Annotated in this window: 15 protein-coding genes; 8 read left to right on the forward strand and 7 right to left on the reverse strand. The window is 46.4% G+C overall.

From position 1 onward, the window contains the following. Positions 1 to 209 precede the first annotated feature (209 nt). Entirely contained in the window at positions 210 to 2,018 is a 1,809-nt protein-coding gene (locus tag NFI81_RS07355; RefSeq protein WP_234613170.1) for a cytochrome-c peroxidase, read from the forward strand. Next, the gene (locus tag NFI81_RS07360; RefSeq protein WP_234613169.1) at positions 2,015 to 4,123 is read left to right on the forward strand and encodes a metallophosphoesterase; all 2,109 of its coding nucleotides are present in this window, start codon (positions 2,015 to 2,017) and stop codon (positions 4,121 to 4,123) included. Before NFI81_RS07355 ends, NFI81_RS07360 begins: the two co-directional genes overlap by 4 nt. A 49-nt stretch (positions 4,124 to 4,172) precedes the next feature. On the opposite strand, the gene NFI81_RS07365 is transcribed toward NFI81_RS07360, so the two are convergent. The 3 genes from NFI81_RS07365 to NFI81_RS07375 form a co-directional block, all read right to left on the reverse strand. Then, on the reverse strand, positions 4,173 to 6,311 hold the full coding sequence (locus NFI81_RS07365; protein ID WP_234613168.1) for a T9SS type A sorting domain-containing protein: 2,139 nt from the start codon (positions 6,309 to 6,311) through the stop codon (positions 4,173 to 4,175). A 100-nt stretch (positions 6,312 to 6,411) separates the two neighbouring features. Beyond that, complete coding sequence (locus tag NFI81_RS07370; RefSeq protein ID WP_234613167.1) at positions 6,412 to 7,812, reverse strand: pyridoxal phosphate-dependent decarboxylase family protein; 1,401 nt, start codon at positions 7,810 to 7,812, stop codon at positions 6,412 to 6,414. A gap of 20 nt (positions 7,813 to 7,832) precedes the next feature. Next, positions 7,833 to 8,306: a DUF1572 family protein gene (locus NFI81_RS07375; protein WP_234613166.1), complete on the reverse strand. Its 474-nt coding sequence runs from the start codon at positions 8,304 to 8,306 to the stop codon at positions 7,833 to 7,835. A gap of 208 nt (positions 8,307 to 8,514) precedes the next feature. On the opposite strand from NFI81_RS07375, the gene NFI81_RS07380 reads away from it, so the two are divergent. After that, positions 8,515 to 9,960: an aminotransferase-like domain-containing protein gene (locus NFI81_RS07380; protein ID WP_234613165.1), complete on the forward strand. Its 1,446-nt coding sequence runs from the start codon at positions 8,515 to 8,517 to the stop codon at positions 9,958 to 9,960. Here NFI81_RS07380 and NFI81_RS07385 read toward each other — a convergent pair. Then, positions 9,957 to 10,277 carry a type II toxin-antitoxin system PemK/MazF family toxin gene (locus NFI81_RS07385; RefSeq protein ID WP_234613164.1) on the reverse strand — a complete coding sequence of 107 codons (321 nt, stop codon included), beginning with the start codon at positions 10,275 to 10,277 and terminating at the stop codon, positions 9,957 to 9,959. The genes NFI81_RS07380 and NFI81_RS07385 overlap by 4 nt on opposite strands. Continuing rightward, a complete protein-coding gene (locus tag NFI81_RS07390) occupies positions 10,271 to 10,462 on the reverse strand; it encodes a hypothetical protein (RefSeq protein ID WP_234613163.1) in 192 nt (63 codons plus the stop codon). The genes NFI81_RS07385 and NFI81_RS07390 overlap by 7 nt, the downstream gene beginning before the upstream one ends. Before the next feature lie 305 nt (positions 10,463 to 10,767). Between NFI81_RS07390 and NFI81_RS07395 the strand changes: the two genes are divergently transcribed. From NFI81_RS07395 to NFI81_RS07410, 4 genes are all read left to right on the forward strand, one after another. Continuing rightward, entirely contained in the window at positions 10,768 to 12,780 is a 2,013-nt protein-coding gene (locus NFI81_RS07395; RefSeq protein WP_234613161.1) for a heavy metal translocating P-type ATPase, read from the forward strand. A 17-nt stretch (positions 12,781 to 12,797) separates the two neighbouring features. Next, a complete protein-coding gene (locus NFI81_RS07400; RefSeq protein WP_234613160.1) occupies positions 12,798 to 13,118 on the forward strand; it encodes a DUF6660 family protein in 321 nt (106 codons plus the stop codon). Positions 13,119 to 13,162: 44 nt separating this feature from the next. Then, the gene (locus NFI81_RS07405; protein WP_234613159.1) at positions 13,163 to 15,133 is read left to right on the forward strand and encodes a TonB-dependent receptor plug domain-containing protein; all 1,971 of its coding nucleotides are present in this window, start codon (positions 13,163 to 13,165) and stop codon (positions 15,131 to 15,133) included. A 164-nt stretch (positions 15,134 to 15,297) separates the two neighbouring features. After that, positions 15,298 to 15,654, forward strand: coding sequence for a cupin domain-containing protein (locus NFI81_RS07410; RefSeq protein WP_234613158.1), 357 nt, complete (start codon positions 15,298 to 15,300; stop codon positions 15,652 to 15,654). A gap of 9 nt (positions 15,655 to 15,663) precedes the next feature. On the opposite strand, the gene NFI81_RS07415 is transcribed toward NFI81_RS07410, so the two are convergent. Continuing rightward, complete coding sequence (locus tag NFI81_RS07415; protein ID WP_082216423.1) at positions 15,664 to 15,942, reverse strand: hypothetical protein; 279 nt, start codon at positions 15,940 to 15,942, stop codon at positions 15,664 to 15,666. A 127-nt stretch (positions 15,943 to 16,069) separates the two neighbouring features. Between NFI81_RS07415 and NFI81_RS07420 the strand changes: the two genes are divergently transcribed. Continuing rightward, positions 16,070 to 16,429 carry a helix-turn-helix domain-containing protein gene (locus NFI81_RS07420; RefSeq protein ID WP_234613157.1) on the forward strand — a complete coding sequence of 120 codons (360 nt, stop codon included), beginning with the start codon at positions 16,070 to 16,072 and terminating at the stop codon, positions 16,427 to 16,429. On the opposite strand, the gene NFI81_RS07425 is transcribed toward NFI81_RS07420, so the two are convergent. After that, positions 16,426 to 17,640, reverse strand: coding sequence for an MFS transporter (locus NFI81_RS07425; protein ID WP_234613156.1), 1,215 nt, complete (start codon positions 17,638 to 17,640; stop codon positions 16,426 to 16,428). The genes NFI81_RS07420 and NFI81_RS07425 overlap by 4 nt on opposite strands. Positions 17,641 to 17,656: the final 16 nt, after the last annotated feature.

Genomic DNA, 17,656 nt, shown 5'->3' on the forward strand with positions numbered 1-17,656 from the left:
TGTTCGACCCGCTTCCAATTTCTGTAAAATCTCAGTGCTTGAAACGGATCAATTTCAGGCCGTCCTATAAATTACTATGCCAGACGCTTCCTGCGAAATTAGGACAATCACAAAACGGAACGCATAACAATATACGCAACTGGGCTTCCAACGCAGGATAATTTGATTTTTCTCTGTAATATTAGGGTAGCAAAACGAATCCTTTGCCAATGAGCAAAACTTTTACTCTCCTTTTTTTCGCCTCTTTTATTGTCCTGGCCTTTTCCGCAAAACATTCCCCGCGAACGATTGGCGTGGAGCAGAGCGTGGCGCGGTTTAAAGTGGATTCGAAATCCTACGCGCTAAGCCTTAAAGACCTTTCAGAAGCGATCCGGAACATAGACCCCAACCAGCCTGGAACCATTGACATCGCAAAAACAAAGCTGATTTATAGTCGGTTAGCTTACAAGCGGATTGAATATTTTCTCGAACATTTCTTTTTTACCTCATCCAGAATTTACAACCGCCCGCCCAAAAACGAGATCGAAGAGCCGCATCTGGAATACATGGAACCCGCCGGCATGCAGTACATGGAAGCGATTTTATTTGACAGCATTACCATTGATGCCAATAAAGAATTGCTCGTTCAGGCTGAATTATTAAGCAATGCTGCGAACGATCTGCACGCGCTTTTGTACAAATTCGAAACCAGTGATAAACAAGTTCTCGCTGCGGTAAGGCTGGAACTCATTCGCATTATAGCACTGGGAATTACCGGGTTTGACGCGCCCATGTTGAAAAGCGGTATTTGGGAATCGGCTGTGGCAATGGAGACAATTGCCCTCACATTGAAACCCTATCTAGATAAAAATAAACAGGACAGCGTCTTCCACTATTTGGGGAATTCTATATGGTTCCTTCAAAACAACCCCGAGTTTGACTCGTTTGACCGGCTGAAATTTCTTAAAGCCTATGCTTTGCCACTTCAAAAGCACTTGAATGTAATGATCCGCGAAATGCAGCTCGATTCCGTGTCGCCCGGCATGCTGCGTTACGATGCCGGACATATGTTCAGCCCGGGTGCTTTACAACCGGCGGATTCGATGAATGATAAAGATCTCACAGAAAAGCGGGCTGAACTTGGCAAAAAGCTGTTTTTCGAAACGCGTCTTTCGGGTAACGGTTCCAAAAGCTGTGCTTCCTGCCATAACCCCGCCAACTATTTTACTGATGGTCTGCCCAAAAGCATTGGCCTTCATCCGCATACGCAAGTCAGACGCAATGCTCCATCGCTATTTTATGCGGCGGCTCAGCAAAATCAGTTTTGGGATGGGCGGGCAAAAACATTGGAAGACCAAATAGAAACCGTGCTGCGCGATTCCTCGGAAATGAATGCGATCCCGGCGCAGAGCATGAAACTTTTGCTCAAAGACAAATCCTATAAACGTTTATTTAAAAAAGCTTTCCCTAAAACAAGAAAAGAAAAAAAGCCTGGCGAACAGCAAATTTATACCGCGCTGGCTGCTTTTATCAAAACTTTGAACCCCTACAACTCCGATTTCGACCGCTATATAGCCGGAGATCAGCATGCCTTAACAGACGCTCAGGTCAGCGGTTTTAACTTGTTTATGGGCAAAGCACAATGCGGGACCTGCCACTTTGCTCCGCTCTTCAATGGCTTGATCCCGCCATTTTATGCGCTGACAGAATTCGAGGTCATTGGCACAACTGCTACTGACGATCTTTTAAATCCAAAAAAAGACCTGGATAATGGTCGGATGGATGTGCGGGTCACTCCTTATTACGAGGCAGCATTCAAAACGCCGACTGTGAGAAATGCGGCGGTAACCGGGCCATACATGCATAACGGCGCATTTAATTCCCTTGAAAAAGTAATTGATTTTTATGATAAAGGCGGAGGCGCCGGTTTGGGACTGGACTTACCCCGACAAACGCTTTCCCCCCTCCCACTCAACCTGACGGATCAGGAAAAGAAAGACATTATCGCATTTTTACATGCCCTAACCGATAAAATATGAAGAGAAATCTACTTCTGCCCCTCCTGTTTTGCATAATCACGGCTGCCTATGGGCAGACGACACTGCTGCGCGGACCTTACTTGCAAGTAGCCACTTCCACAAGCATGATCGTGCGCTGGCGAACCGATGTAGCCACTACGAGCATGGTCCGATATGGCCTCGCGCCTTCCGCTTTAACAATGAGCACGGAGCTTTCCGCAAAGGAAACGGAGCACGCGGTCCAGCTTTCGGGGCTTGCTCCGGCCACTCGTTATTATTACTCGATCGGTTATGCCAGCGAAGTGCTGGAAGGCGACCTGGAAAATTATTTTGAAACAGCACCCGAACCGGGCGCGAAAGGGAAATACAGGTTTGGCGTTCTTGGCGACTGCGGAACGAACTCGGCAACGCAGGGAATGGTGCGTGAAAGCATCTCCAAATATTTGGGAGAAAACTATATGAATGCATTGTTGCTGCTGGGTGATAATGCTTATGCTTTCGGAAAGGACGCCGAATATCAATCCAATTTTTTCAACCACTATAAATACGCGTTTCTACGGAAAAATCCCGTGTTCCCGTCGCCAGGAAACCACGATTATAATAATGATAATTTCGACCGGCAGAACGACCACAATGTGCCCTATTACAACATTTTCTCCATGCCCACGCAGGGCGAAGCGGGTGGTGTAGCATCTGAATCGCAGGCTTTTTATTCCTACGATTACGGTAATGTGCATTTTCTTTCACTGGATTCTTACGGGAAAGAAGATCAGGCGACGCGGTTGTACGACACGCTTGGGAGGCAGGTTCAATGGATTAAAAAGGATCTGGCGGCAAACCAAAACAAGGACTGGATAGTGGCTTACTGGCACCATCCGCCCTATTCCCAGGGTTCGCGCAATTCGGAAACGGAAAGTGACCTGATCAAAATCCGGGAAAACTTCATCCGAATCCTGGAAAGGAATGGTGTGGATCTGATCCTTTGCGGGCATAGCCACGTGTACGAACGCTCGCGGCTGATCCAGGGACATTATGATAAAGCGGATACATTCGATCCGGTGAAGCATAATCTCAGCAATTCGTCGGGCAGATATGATGGATCCTCGCAATCTTGTCCGTATTTTAAAAAGTCCGATTCCAGCAAGGGAACGGTGTATGTGGTTTCGGGTTCCGCGGGCCAGCTGGGTTCGAAAGCCGCCGGGTTTCCGCATAAAGCCATGTATTATTCGGATGCGGACCGTTCGGGCGGGATGGTGCTGGAAGTGGAAGGTAACCGGCTCGATGCCAAATGGATCGGGCTGGACGGCGTGATTTATGACCAGTTCACGATAGAAAAAGACGTAAACAAAGAAACAACGGTTGAGATCAACGCAGGAGAAAGCATTGAGCTGACATCCTCTTTTATTGGCGAGCATGTGTGGAATACGGGTGCCAGAACTTCCTCGATAACTGTGTCGCCCGATAAAACTGCCGACTTTCATGTGAAAGATGCGCAGAACTGCATCAATGATATTTTTCACGTAAAAGTTACCCAGCCGGAACCGGTTAAGCTCATCGCTTTTTCACGCGCTGCCGACCCTGCTAATGTGGTTACACTAAGCTGGACAACCGAATTTGAAAACGAATTTTCTCATTTTTTCATCGAACGTGCTCAGAACGATTTGAAATGGGCGGAAATTGGTCGGGTCGCAGGCGGGCCAAATTCAACGGTAAGCAAAAATTATAGTTTCAAAGATGAGCAAAGCCCGAAGCTGGATTTCGGGCAAACGATTTATTACCGGCTTAAAATGGTGGCGCTGGATGGGCGTCTCCGCTATTCGGCCATTACTTCCATCCGTTTGCAAGAGATTATCCTGGCAGCTGATCCTGCCGTCGATGCATTTGACATTGAGGTGATCCCTAACCCCTCCTCGGCGAGCCAAATGCAAATCCGGCTGGCGAAACGGGCATCTTTAAAAGCGGAAGTGATATTGATGGACGTTTCGGGGCGGATTTTAGAAGAAAAGAAAATGACACTGACGGAATCGCCAGTGCCATTTTTACCCGCTAACGTGGCCGCAGGAATTTATCTTTTGAAAGTCACGGTAAATGGGCGGAGCTTGGTCCGGAAGCTCGCGGTTAACTAGCGGCTGCCGAAGGCTCAGGCAACATTTGCTTCGAAAATCGCGCTTCCGCCTATTTCTTAATGATCTTTTTCGTTTCTTTTTTCCCGTTGCTGTCGGTTAGTGTGACGTGATAAAGGCCCGTTGGTAAATGTCCTATCTGCAACTGCGATTTAGTTTTCTTGTTTTGTTCAAAATCCGCCAGGTAAGAGACTTTTCCGAGCACATCGAAAATTTCAACTTTTTCAATAGCAGTTCCTTCCGCAACCTGGACAAACAGTTTTTCGAATACGGGATTTGGGAAAATGGAAGCAATCTCAGGCAAATTGGCAAAATGAAGGCTATGAATCCGGCTATAAGCGTAGGAACCATCATTATCAATCATTTTTAACCGGTAAAAATTGTCACCATTTACCGGCGCATGATGGCTGAATGTATAAGGCTGCACCGAAACACTTTCACCTTTTGCCTTCACTGTGACGATAACTTGCCAGTTCCTGCCTTCGGAGCTGTGTTGCACAGCAAAAAAATCACTGTTGGTTTCCACGGTTGTGGACCATGAAAGCAAGGCAGTATGATGTTCTCTTTTGACCTCAAAACCAATCAATGTTACCGGAAGTGCAGCGCAGGCGTCCAATACTTCTGTTTCAGAATTACATCCTAGTTTGTTGGCCGAAATGTCGAGCAATTCAGGCGTTTCGTTGGACAGATAGCTGCATACCGGCGGAATTGCGCACATTTCCAGCTCCGGGTTTTCTGAGATCCAAAGGTAAGCGCCGCCAATGGATTCAAGTTTGCCCAAGCCTGATAGGGAGGCTAAAAGCGAGTTTTGAATGACTGTTACACTGCCGCCAATCGTTTTCAGGTTTTCCAGACCATCCAGATTTTCGAGCAACGCATTGGCCGACACGGACAAAGAATCCGTTACAGTAACCAGATTGTTCAATCCGGCCAGGCTTGTCAAAACCTCATTGTCGTCCACGATTAAAGTGCCAACAGTTGTAAGGCCAGAAAGCGCACGCATGTCTTCCAGCTGCGGATTAGAAGCAATGATCAATGATGTACCATCACCAATAGATTCCAGTTTTTCCAGACCGGCAAGGCTGATAAGGCTTGAATTTCCAACAATGATCATATCGCCGTCGATCGATTCCAGCGCCGAAAGTCCTGTAATGTCCGTTAATGAAAAGCATAGGAAGGATGCAAATCCCAGCGGGCCAATCGATTTTACACCCGAAAGTCCGTCCAGATTTTGCAGAAAGGGATTAAAGGAAAGCAAAATTTCCTCCCCAAATGAGGTTATGCCTTCAAGTCCGTCCAATGATTCAAGGCCAAAGTTGTTTTGAAGTATCAGCGCGCCGCCAACAGAAGTAAGCCCGCTAAAACCCTTCAGATCAACAAGCGCATCGTGGTAATCAATCTCAATGTCATCGCCGATTGTGTTCAACCCTTCCAGACCTGCCAGGCTGACCAGACTGCTATTTTCCTCCATATAGAGATCAGAATCAATACTTTTCAGGTTTTCAAGTCCTTCGAGACTGACCAAGTTATCATTGAAATCAATATAAAGATCTTCGCCGATTGATGTGAGGCCATTCAATCCGGACAGATTTACCAAAGTAATGTTGCCTATGATCTCTACGAAACCGGGCACAGTGGAAATATTTTCCAGCCCTGCAAGGTTAACCAGCGCTTCATTGAAACCCAGTTGTAAATCCCGGCCTACACTATTAATGACGAGTGGCGAAAGTGTGGTCAGCAGGTCATTTGCCCCGATTATCAAGTCAACACCAATGTCATGTATGCTTGTCAGTCCGGCGAGATCAGTCAGCAAGTCGTTATCGCCAATGATCAGGCTCCCGTCCACCTGGGCAACATTGCTTAATGCTTCCAAGCTGACAAGCGCCTCATTTTCAGTAATTTCTAAATCACCGCCCACGGCAACGATATTGTTCAGTCCGGTAACATTCTCCAACAAAGGATTACCATTGATCAGCAGGTTTCCTCCCACATTTGTAAGCGTTACCAGATTGCTCAGGTCATCAATGTCGGCGCCGGTTATTGTTAGGTCTCCTGGGAGGTTTGTGCAGTCCGTATAAGTGGCCTGAAAATTGGAAACCTCGGCTTGCGTTGTCAGTTCAATATCAACAGGACATTGTGCATCAGCACATAAGGGCAGCAAAGCCCCAAAGAGGATGTAAAGTTTTTTCACACGGAGAAGGGTTTATGGTCTTTGCAGAAAATATCTGAATCCAAATATTTCCCGATAAAAACCAAACCCAATTCCATGTCGTAATAGTTCCCATAACTTATCAACGATTTACCACAAAATGATAGGCAGCCTCCATCTCCTTCTTCGCAATGGCAATATCGACAATGCTTGTGCGATAATTCACGAATGCGGCCCGGATGCAAGTTTTTCCATCCAATGTGGTCGGCGTCATGAAAACCTTGCCGCTTTTATTCATCTTATCCAAAAACTCCATTGTCCTGTCAGTACTAAGGAGTCTGAAACACACTACATTAAGCCGGACTGGTGCGGCAAGTTCGAAGAACGCACTTTCAACAATGTATTCCCCCAGTTCCTTTGCGCGCGCAATGCTATTTTCAACAATCCATTGATATCCTGATTTTCCATAAGCAACCAACCCAAACCACGCGGGCAGGGCTCTAAACCTGCGTGAGTTTTCCGGCAGGAAATTTAAATAAGAAAAGTTTTCGGATGGGTCCCCAAGATAAGGCGCGTTGGTATTCTGAAACGTTTCCACCTGCAACCGGTCATGCTGCTTCCTGACCAGAATCACGGCGCTGTCGTACGGAACATTCATCCATTTATGGCAATCAATGGTAATGCTGTCCGCCTGCTCCCACCCCGACAGCAGGTGGCTGTTCGCCGGCGAGCAAGCCGCAAAGCCACCAAAAGCAGCATCGATATGCAGCCAAAAATCGTATTGCTTTTTCAAAGCTGCGATAGCAGCAATGTCATCAAAATCCACTGTATTAACTGTCCCCGCGCTGCAATTGACAATGACGGATTTACCCTTATGTAAAACCAGTTTCGCTTCCAGGTCGGCGATATCCATTGCTTCCCTTGCAGGCAACACATTGATTTTAAGCAAATTATTACTACCAAACCCAAGCATAGAAAGTGATTTGATGACAGACGAATGTGGAGTCGCAGCCATGACAACAATCTCCGAAGACATTCCTTCCCTGGAAACATCAATTCCCAGTTTTTTACCCGCCCATTGCCTGCCAACAGCCAGTCCGCTAAAATTGGACATGGTGGCTCCGGTCACAAATCCACCATTAAATGCTTCTGGCAGGTTTAACAATTGGCATAACAGGCGGATTGTTTCCTTTTCAACAATGGCCGAAACATCACCCGCCCCTTTTGTGCCCTGTGTATTTTGGTCAAAAACCGCCGTAAGCCAGTCGCCCGCGATGGATGCAGGCGTTGCTCCCCCTGTTACAAAGCCCCAATATCTCGGTCCCGGACTGGCCACCATTAATTTCTGGTATTTTTCCTGAAACTTTTCCAGAGTTTGTGGAGTTCCTAACCCATCTTTTTCCAGCACCTCAGGTTTGGTTTGCTGATCTGACGCGTAGGTTGGTAAATCATTCAGATGCGTTAGAAAATCCAGACTTCTCTTTTTTACATCTTCCAGGATCTGGTCGAGTTGTGCCAGATCATGTTTTAATTCAATGTTCATTTTAATCGTTGTAATGTGCTTTAACTAAATTGATCAGGATTTGCGGCTGAGATCCACCTTCTGTGGTAATTGATCTGGCCTAGGTGGTAAGATAAATGGGTTAACAAATGCGTCAGGACCAGTTCCGTGGTCTGGTTGGGGAACATATCCAGGACATTGCGCGGATATTCGCTTCCCAGCTGCGCATCGGACAGCTCGCCCACAGATTTCAGAACAATGGGCAGTAACTTGTCCAGCTCTGCAATGAGTTCGGTTTTGGTAAAAAGCCGCTCGGCAAATTCGGCATCGCGGTTTCTTACATAATGAACATTCCCCAGCGTGAGTCCCACATAAGTCCTCAGATTGCCAATCAAATGCTGGCAAAGATTCCCGCCTGTGTTAATCGTCCCAGGCAACCGTACCCAAAGCGATTCCTCGGAAGGATACTTCTCAATTTCGTCCCGCAGTTTTTTAAGATCTCTGTCAAAAAGCTGGACAATTATTTCATTTTCCATGGCTAATACATTTTAGGTGCAGTCTAATGTAACAATTCAATTCAGAAATTCCTTCGCCCCGCGTTCCGGCGGCCTGGTGACCCGGCGACCCGGCGTTCTGACGAATGAACAATTAAACTGCGATGCAAAATTGTTCATGATAACAAGTAAAAAACAGATTCAGTTTTGTTATTTTTGGGCATAACAGACTCATAATTGTTTTCTCCGAATGAAAGTCACTGTACCAGAGGGGAAGGATGATTTCCTTTACAATCAAGTTGCCGAGCGACTTGAACAGCAAATTGAAAATAATACATTAAAAGCCGGGGATAAGCTCATCTCGCTCCGGGCATTGAGCAAGGAACAAGGCATCAGCCTGAGCACGGCATATAAGGCATATGTTGAACTTGAAAACAAAGGTTACGTGGAAGCGCGGCCTAAATCCGGTTATTTCGTACGTTACAAACCGGCTCAGCGTCTCAGGAAGCAAGCATTTCCTCAGTTTTCGACAGCGCATGCAGCTATTGATGTGGATGAGATGGTCAGACAGGTTTACCGGACGTTATCTGGTGAAGGCATGGTCAGGCTTTCCGTGTCCGTGCCGCCGGTGGAATTGATTCCGGTTGCGAAACTCAACAAGGCATTGATGGAGGCAATCCGCCAAAGTCCCGAAAGCTGCACCCAATACGAAGAGATTCCGGGCAATATCAACCTCAGACAACAAATTGCCCGGTATGCTTTCAACTGGGGCGGCAATGTTACTGCCGACGACATTATAACAACACACGGCTGCATGGAAGCCGTGGCTTTTTGCCTTAAAGCCGTGACCGAACCCGGTGATATCGTTGCCATTGAAAGCCCGGTATATTTTGGCATTTTCAATGTAATCAAGATTTTGGGTTTAAAGATTTTTGAAGTGCCCAGCGACCCTCAGGATGGGCCAGACATTGATTTTTTGGAAAAATCCTTACAAACCGTTCCGATCAAAGCCTGCCTTTTTGTGCCCAATTTTTCAAATCCAACAGGCGCGTTAATGCCGGATAATCGCAAAAAACAATTGGTTGAAATGCTAGCAGCGCGGGACATTCCGCTGATTGAGGACGACATTTACGGAGAAATGTATTTCGGAAAAAGCCGCCCTAAAACCTGCAAAAGTTTCGATAAAAAAGGGCTCGTCATGCTGTGTTCTTCCATTTCCAAAACATTGGCGCCGGGCTATCGTGTTGGCTGGTGCATTCCGGGAAAATTTTGGGATAAAGTAATCAGCAACAAGATCACGCAAACCGTTTCTTCCGCAACGCCGACGCACGCAGCGATCGGAAATTTCTTCGAAACTGGCCGTTATGATCTCCATATGCGCAAATTGAGGAAAGCGCTTCACACGCAAAGCCTGCGCTATATTCAGGCAATCACAGAATATTTCCCGTCCGACACCCAAGTCAGCCGGCCACAGGGAGGTTATGTGCTATGGGTTGAATTAAACACAAAAATCAATGCTTTCGAATTGTTTGAAGCCGCAATTCTTCAAAACGTCAGCATAGCGCCCGGCCAGATTTTCAGCACCGACGCCCGCTTCACCAACTACATCAGGATCAGCTTCGGATCACCATTCACACCCCATATCGATGCAGGTTTAAAGCGGCTGGGTGCGTTGATAAAATCTTTGGAATGTTAAGCGAACAATGCTTTTAGAATGTCCAGCACGCCATCAGCAGTATCGGCATCCAACACCGCTATTTTTTTGCTAAGCCTAACTTTATCAACCGTTCTGAGTTGATCCAACGCAATCTGGCCCGATTTACTTGCCACGGTGCAATTAATTCGGGTGGGATATTTCTTCATGGTCGATGTTAGCGGCGCAACAATGACCGTATTAAGCGAGCGGTTCATTTCGTCGGGTGAAATAACAACGCAAGGACGCGACTTTTTTATTTCACTGCCAATTGTGGGATCAAGAGAAACAAAATAGATTTCAAATCTTTTGATCACCATGTCCACTCGGAATCGTCAAAATCATTAGAAAAACCCTCCATCAGATCTTCCTCACTTCCTTTTTTTGCCAGCTCAAATTGCTGTTCCCAACCCGCCCGCGGACTTTGTGTGGCGGGTTCAATAACGATAGCATTTCCTTTAACCTCAACATTGACCAGATCTTTGATATCGCATTGTTCCATCATGTTTTTTGAAAGAATAACCCCCTGGGAGTTCCCTATTCTCCGGACTCTGACTAACATAGTACAAAGTTATAATAATGTTATAACAATCCAAATTTTGCAGCTGAAATTCAGCACGATACAAAATACGATCTCTTATACGAGACCAGTATTACAAACCCAAACACCCTGCAACAACATTGCAATTACCTGATTTTCAGCACTTGTAACCCTGTTGCACGGTGTTGCGCGCTATCTTTGTTGCGTCGGCGGGGATCTTTACAACCGAGATGGTCTATCGAATTATTTACCCTTTTTATATTTAAAAGATGAAGTTAGGCGCGAGCGAAGGGCATATACATCATGATGCGAAGGATTGCTGCTCGGGCGAGCCGCAGATCCTGGTAAAACAAAAGCATGATCACAACCATTCCGATCATCGTGGTCATGATCATGACCACGATGATCACGATCACGGAAATAATGCGGATGAAAGTTTGCTGAAAAGTCGCTGGATGCTTTGGGTGAGTCTGACGCTTTTGCTGGGCGTTCTTTTCCTCACCTTTATTTTAAATATCGGGATTAACCGCAATGTTGAAATTGTTTTAATGCTGGCAGCCTATGTTTTGGCTGGAAATAAAACCATTGCGACAGCCTTCCGGCGCGTGATGCGGGGCGATTTCTTCAACGAATTTACGTTGATGACCATTGCAACGATCGGCGCGTTCTATATCGGGGAATTTAGCGAGGGCGTTGCGGTGATGATATTTTACGAGATCGGAGAACTGTTTCAGGATCTGGCGGTTAGCAGATCGAAACGCTCGATTAAAGCGCTTCTGGATATTCGACCTGAGCAAGTAACCGTTATCCGGGACGGCCATGATGTGCAGGTTACGCCCGGTTCCGTCGCCATTGGCGAGACAATTGTTGTCAAAGCGGGCGAGAAAGTGGCCCTGGACGGCGTTTTGAAATCGCTTCACGGCACCTTCAACACCGCCGCCCTGACGGGCGAATCAGTTCCGGATCAAAAAAACCAAAATGATCCAGTGCTGGCCGGAATGATCAACACTGAAAAATCGGTTGAAGTTGAGGTTAAGGCGCTTTTTAAGGACTCCAAACTTTCCCGGATCCTGGAAATGGTGCAGGAAGCAACGGGCCGGAAAGCGCCTACGCAACTGCTGATAAGCCGGTTAGCAAAAATTTATACGCCGATCGTGTTCCTACTGGCCGTGCTGATCATTCTCCTACCCTACTTTTTCGTCAATAATTATGTATTTGACCAATGGCTGTATCGCGGCATGGTCTTTCTCGTGATCGCTTGTCCCTGCGCCCTCACTATCTCTATTCCGCTGGGTTATTTTGGTGGAATTGGACTGGCTTCGCGCAATGGCATTCTGGTCAAAGGCGCCAATTTCCTGGACGTAATCACCAAGATCGACACACTGGTTTCAGATAAAACTGGCACATTGACCAAAGGTGTTTTTAAGGTTCAGAAAGTGGAAACTGCATGGGATAGCCAAGATTTTATTTCAAAAACAGCTTCACTGGAAAGTTATTCAACGCACCCCGTCGCCAAGGCAGTCGTGGCTTATGCGTCCGGTTTAACCTTAATAAAACCAACCGAAGTAGAAGAGATTTCCGGACACGGACTGAAAGGGAAAGTCGGCCAGGATTTGTTGCTGGCGGGTAACCTCAAACTTCTGGATAAATTCAATGTCTCCTTTCCAAAAGAGCTTGGCAACATTGCCGAAACCATTGTTGCCGTGGCTGTTAATGGTTCCTATGCCGGCTACATAACCATTGCGGATGAAATTAAGGAAGATGCTCTGGAAACGGTTTCTGAATTGAAAAAGCTTGGCATTGAGACGATAATGCTTTCCGGTGATAAGGAAGCCGTTGTTTCACACATTGCCGGACAACTGCAAATAGGCCGAAGCTATGGAAATTTGCTACCAGAGGACAAAGTGAGAATCGTTGAACAACTCAAAGCCGAAGGAAAACACATTGCTTTCGCAGGCGATGGCGTAAATGACGCGCCGGTGATTGCCCTGGCAGACGTGGGCATTGCAATGGGCGCATTAGGTTCGGATGTCGCTATTGAAACGGCCGACATTGTCATTCAAAATGACCAGCCATTAAAAATTGCATCCGCCATCAAAGTCGGGAAAATCACCAAAAGCATTGTATATCAAAACATTTCGGCGGCAATGGGCGTGAAAGTGCTGGTGATGATCCTGGGAGCAGGCGGCATTGCCACGCTTTGGGAAGCGGTTTTTGCGGATGTTGGTGTAGCTTTGCTCGCAATTTTAAACGCTTTCAGAATCCAGGGAAAGAAAATTTAGCTTAACAAAACATTCATTTGAAGTTTCTGGCCATCATATTGTCTGCTTACATGCTCCTGCTGGCGCTGCTTCCCTGCGGCGACGAGGTGGAATGCATGGATGACGAACGTTACGAAACGGCTTTTAACAACAACACGCAGCAGGATCACGAAAACCATTCGGAAATTTGCTCACCCTTCTGCATTTGCGCCTGCTGCGGTCAGGTTTTAAATGTTTTGACAACGCCTCATTTTGCATTGAAACCACATTTCGTGGTTGCTGCGCACACGGCTTTCTATAAAGATCCGTATTTCGAAATAATTCCCATCGCCATCTGGCAGCCGCCCAAGCTGGTTTAGATCAGTAATTACATTCTATTTTTTACATCGATTTAAATCTCACAATGCAGAAAATATTCTTGCTTGTGCTGGTTATGCTATATGCTGGCCAAATTCAGGCACAAGATAAAACCGATACAACGTCTGTTTACCAAACGGACAAAACCCAGGAAATGGAAGAAGTCGTCATTTCTTCTACCCGCAGCTCCCGGACCATACGCGACATCCCAACCCGTGTGGAATTCATTGCCGGTGAGGAACTTGACGAAAAAGCGAACATGAAACCGGGCGACATTCGCATGGTTTTGAGCGAAAGCACCGGCATCCAGGTGCAAACCACTTCCGCCACAAGCGCCAACGCGAGCATTCGTATACAGGGGCTCGACGGTCGTTACACGCAGATTCTGAAAGATGGTTTCCCGCTTTATTCCGGTGCATCCAGCGGATTGGGCCTGCTGCAAATTCCGCCACTCGATCTCAAACAGGTGGAAGTCATTAAGGGTGCGGCCTCCACATTATACGGCGGCGGCGCCATCGCCGGGCTGGTCAATCTGATTTCCAAAACGCCCAAGGACGAGCAGGAACTGAAATTCCATTTGAACGGAACGAGCGCGGGCGGCTTTGATGCAAATGGTTTTTATTCCAAAAAATTTGGTAAAACCGGTGCCACCATTTTTGCTGCACATAACCGCAATGCGGCTTACGACCCTGCGGGAATTGACTTTTCGGCCATTCCCAAATTCGAGCGTTTCACCTTCAATCCGCGCTTTTTTGTTTATCCCAATGAAAACACAACAATCAGTTTGGGTGTGAATACGGCATTTGAAAAGCGCATCGGCGGGGACATGCATTTTATCAAAAACAAAAATGAAACCGGCCACAGCTATTTTGAAAAAAACAAAACAGAGCGTATCAGCACTCAATTTTTGTTTGATCATATCTTCGGAGAGCACGAACATTTCATTGTTAAAAACAGTGTAAGTTATTTCAACAGGAAGCTGACGACGCCCGGCTATGCATTTGACGGAACGCAGTATTCCACATTCACGGAAGCATCGTATGCCAATCACGGCGATAAACTGGAATGGATTGCGGGTGCAAATTTGTGGACGGACCAGTTCAAAGAAAAAGCATTTGTTACCGGTCCAAAACGCGACTATAACCTTAACACATTGGGCGCATTTGCCCAGAATACATGGAAAGCTGCGGAATGGATGCACGTCGAAACCGGTCTGCGGGCCGATTATGTGGTGGATTATGGCCTGGCTTTTCTGCCCAGAATTTCTGCTTTACTGAAATTTTCACCCGCTTTCACCTCCCGCATCGGCGGCGGCCTGGGTTACAAGGCTCCGACAATTTTCACAGAGGAGAGTGAACGCATTCAGTATCAAGGTGTTTTGGGTATCGACAAAGATAAGAATCGCCTTGAACACAGTTATGGCGGAAACTGGGACGTCAATTATCAGACAATGCTTTTTAATGACCGGCTGAGTTTGAGTATCAACCAATTGTTTTTCTACACTTACATTACGAAGCCGCTGATCCTCAAACCGACCGGCAATGCTAATTACCGATTTGAAAACATCAGCGGCCACATTGACACGCGAGGAACGGAGACAAATTTGAAACTCGGTTACAGCGATTTTAAATTGTTAATGGGCTACACCTACACGGACGCGCGGATACGCGAAAACGGTCGCCATCAGCAAAATTTTCTGACACCGAAACACCGGATCAACTCGGTGCTGTTTTATGAAGTGGAAGAAAAATGGAAAGCGGGCTTGGAAGCTTATTATTTTAGCAAACAGCAACTTAGCGATGGAAAAACCGGCCAGGAATATGTGATCCTGGGCTTTATGGTGGAGCGGCTTTGGGAAAGATTTTCTATTTATATCAATTTCGAAAATTTCCTGGACGCACGCCAGACCCGGTTTGACAACATTTACACCGGAAGCATTGCAACGCCAACATTCAGGGACATTTATGCACCACTGGATGGTTTTGTTTTTAACGGCGGGATTAAAATCAACTTGTAAGAAACCTGGAAAGGAGTTGGACAGCAACTCCTTTCCAGGTTTTTTTGTCCTTTTCGTAAAAGCCGTTATCGGATAAAAGAGTAATTTTTGAGACCAAAAATCTTTTTACAATTCCAAAAGAACATTGGAATAACAACAACAATCAACCAAAATCGCAAGGAAAAATGTCCAGAACCGATACATTATCCCCTGAACAACTTCGGGAAGAACGCGAAGAGAATACACAGAATCAGGCAGTGGGTGACACTTTGCTTTTCGAGAATGATAAAGTAAAAGTTTGGCACATCAGCCTGCAACCCGGCGAACGCATCCATTACCATCGTCACAACTACGATTATTTCTGGACTGTGTTACAGGATGGGCAAGGCGTTTCCAACCAGGAAGACGGTAGCCAGGTAAGTTTTACATTCAAAAAAGGGCAGACCTCTTTTCAAAATATCATTGAGCAGGGCAGCTCCATTCATGATTTAAAAAATACCGGCACCGGCATTCTGGAATTCATTACGACGGAGTTGAAGTAACGGTTGTTACTACACCACAGCGACCGGCTTGATGCCGGCAATTTTTTCGAGCGCAACAGTAACGCGTTCAATGCGGTCCACATTGCCACGACTGCTGTCCGACACCGCTTGGGCGACTGAGGTTAGATAATCTCCGCCTAATTTGGTGTTGAAGAAAGGATCCCTTGAGGCGAGCACGCCCCGCCAGTTCTTACCAACAACATTTCTCGACTTGATAAATCGGAGGAGCAGGCGCTCTTTGATTGTCATGCAACCATACTCCTTCACGCGGGTTTGTTGTTTTTCCATTTGTAACTAAGATAATGTGTGAGAAGATTACAGGCTTTTTTGTAATTTGTGCATTACGAAAACCGATATACAAAAGTACAATAAAATTACATCAAGATCAAATTAATTAGCACTAAAATATAAATTAATGATTAGTATTGGCAAAAGAATTAAGCAGGGTCGCGAAAAACTAGGTTTAAGTCAGGAGCAGCTAGCGGTGATTATGGCCAAAAAAGGTAAGGGCACTATTTCAAATTGGGAAACAAATAAGAACGAACCCTCCATTGCAGAGTTCAAAAAACTGGCAGAACTATTCAGTACAACCGCAGCCTATCTGATCGGCGAAGCGCCACAATTTGAAGAGCCGCAAGAAAATTATGTAATGGTTAAGAAGGACGATCTGATCGAGCTACAAAAAAAAGCATTGGAAAGAGAGGCCGAGAAAAACAAGGAGCTGCTTGATTTACTGGAGCAATCTAAAAAAGCGGGGGAAGAAAATGAGGCTTAACCCAGCCCCACCCTCCCTTGAAAAAGCGTTCTGAAACCAAATGCGCACGAAAAACTCAGCACAACCAGTGCTACCCACAGCACGTTATAACCCCAATGCGCCGCAATGTAGCCGCCAGCTGCCGGACCGATAATCTGTGCAACGGATTGTGAAACCGAGTAAGCAGCCGAGTATTTGCCTCTGTTAGATTCCGACGCCCGGCTCATGACAAATGTGCTGATATAAGGCAATGCAAGCATTTCGCCAATCGTGAACAGGATCACAGCCGCCGCCGCAAGAAGCACCGGCGCTATCACCGGAACTACCAACATACTAAAAGCGAGAGCACTGAAAATCGTTCCTGCGACCATAAAGTACGAATCAGGACGACGGTTTGCCAGATTTTGAATGAGGATCATCTCGAACAATGCTATGATAATGCCGTTCATGCCGAGCAAAATCCCAATTGTGGACTCGCCAATGTGCATTTCCTCTTTCCAATATACTGGTACCAGCCTGAAAAGCAGTATAAAACAGATCATATATAGCATTACGATCACCAAAAACCTCACAAAAAGAACATCTTTCCAGGGAGATTGCCCTTTGATTTCAGGCGTATGGACATGGCCGGACTGCCGGACTATTTTTGCTGTTGGCAGCAAAAGCATAATCAATACCCCTGCAAAAGCATATACAACGCCATCAACCCAGAACAGCAAACTATAATTGATAGCCGCCAGGATCCCACCTACCGAAGTGCCGAATCCGAAACCAATATTCGTAGCCAGGCGGTTTAACGCATAGGAACGCGTGAGGTTTTCGGGTGAAGAATATGCTGCAACGGCGGTGCTGTTCGCGGGTTTAAATGCTTCCACGAAGAAACTGAGTAGCACGATCAGAAAGCAGAGTCCCGTAAAATTGGTAATCAACCCGAAAAGAACGAATAACAGTCCACTGATTACCAGACAGACGATCTGTACGGGCCTGAAACCCCAGATGTCGGTCAGATAACCACCCGCCATTCCGCCCAGAACAGATCCGGCACCGAACAATGTGATGATTAAACCAGCGTCCGCAATGCTTCTGTGAAGGCTTTGCGTAATGTACATACTCATGAACGGCACGGCCATATAGCCGCATCGGTTCACCAGAATGACCAGGCTAAGCAACCAGGTTTCCCTGCTCAGTCCGCTGAATGAGACGCGATAGCTCTCAATGATCTTATTCAACATAAATTTATTTTCCAGG

This window comes from Dyadobacter fanqingshengii (genome assembly GCF_023822005.2).
Classification (GTDB): Bacteria; Bacteroidota; Bacteroidia; order Cytophagales; family Spirosomataceae; genus Dyadobacter; species Dyadobacter fanqingshengii.

Excerpts from the sequence above, each read along its gene's own strand:
- NFI81_RS07380 (WP_234613165.1), top strand. The coding sequence starts at position 8,515 with ATGAAAGTCACTGTACCAGAGGGGAAGGATGATTTCCTTTACAATCAA.
- NFI81_RS07395 (WP_234613161.1), top strand. The coding sequence starts at position 10,768 with ATGAAGTTAGGCGCGAGCGAAGGGCATATACATCATGATGCGAAGGAT.
- NFI81_RS07360 (WP_234613169.1), top strand. The coding sequence starts at position 2,015 with ATGAAGAGAAATCTACTTCTGCCCCTCCTGTTTTGCATAATCACGGCT.
- NFI81_RS07355 (WP_234613170.1), top strand. The coding sequence starts at position 210 with ATGAGCAAAACTTTTACTCTCCTTTTTTTCGCCTCTTTTATTGTCCTG.
- NFI81_RS07420 (WP_234613157.1), top strand. The coding sequence starts at position 16,070 with ATGATTAGTATTGGCAAAAGAATTAAGCAGGGTCGCGAAAAACTAGGT.
- NFI81_RS07425 (WP_234613156.1), bottom strand. The coding sequence starts at position 17,640 with ATGTTGAATAAGATCATTGAGAGCTATCGCGTCTCATTCAGCGGACTG.
- NFI81_RS07410 (WP_234613158.1), top strand. The coding sequence starts at position 15,298 with ATGTCCAGAACCGATACATTATCCCCTGAACAACTTCGGGAAGAACGC.
- NFI81_RS07415 (WP_082216423.1), bottom strand. The coding sequence starts at position 15,942 with ATGGAAAAACAACAAACCCGCGTGAAGGAGTATGGTTGCATGACAATC.
- NFI81_RS07370 (WP_234613167.1), bottom strand. The coding sequence starts at position 7,812 with ATGAACATTGAATTAAAACATGATCTGGCACAACTCGACCAGATCCTG.
- NFI81_RS07375 (WP_234613166.1), bottom strand. The coding sequence starts at position 8,306 with ATGGAAAATGAAATAATTGTCCAGCTTTTTGACAGAGATCTTAAAAAA.
- NFI81_RS07405 (WP_234613159.1), top strand. The coding sequence starts at position 13,163 with ATGCAGAAAATATTCTTGCTTGTGCTGGTTATGCTATATGCTGGCCAA.
- NFI81_RS07385 (WP_234613164.1), bottom strand. The coding sequence starts at position 10,277 with ATGGTGATCAAAAGATTTGAAATCTATTTTGTTTCTCTTGATCCCACA.
- NFI81_RS07390 (WP_234613163.1), bottom strand. The coding sequence starts at position 10,462 with ATGATGGAACAATGCGATATCAAAGATCTGGTCAATGTTGAGGTTAAA.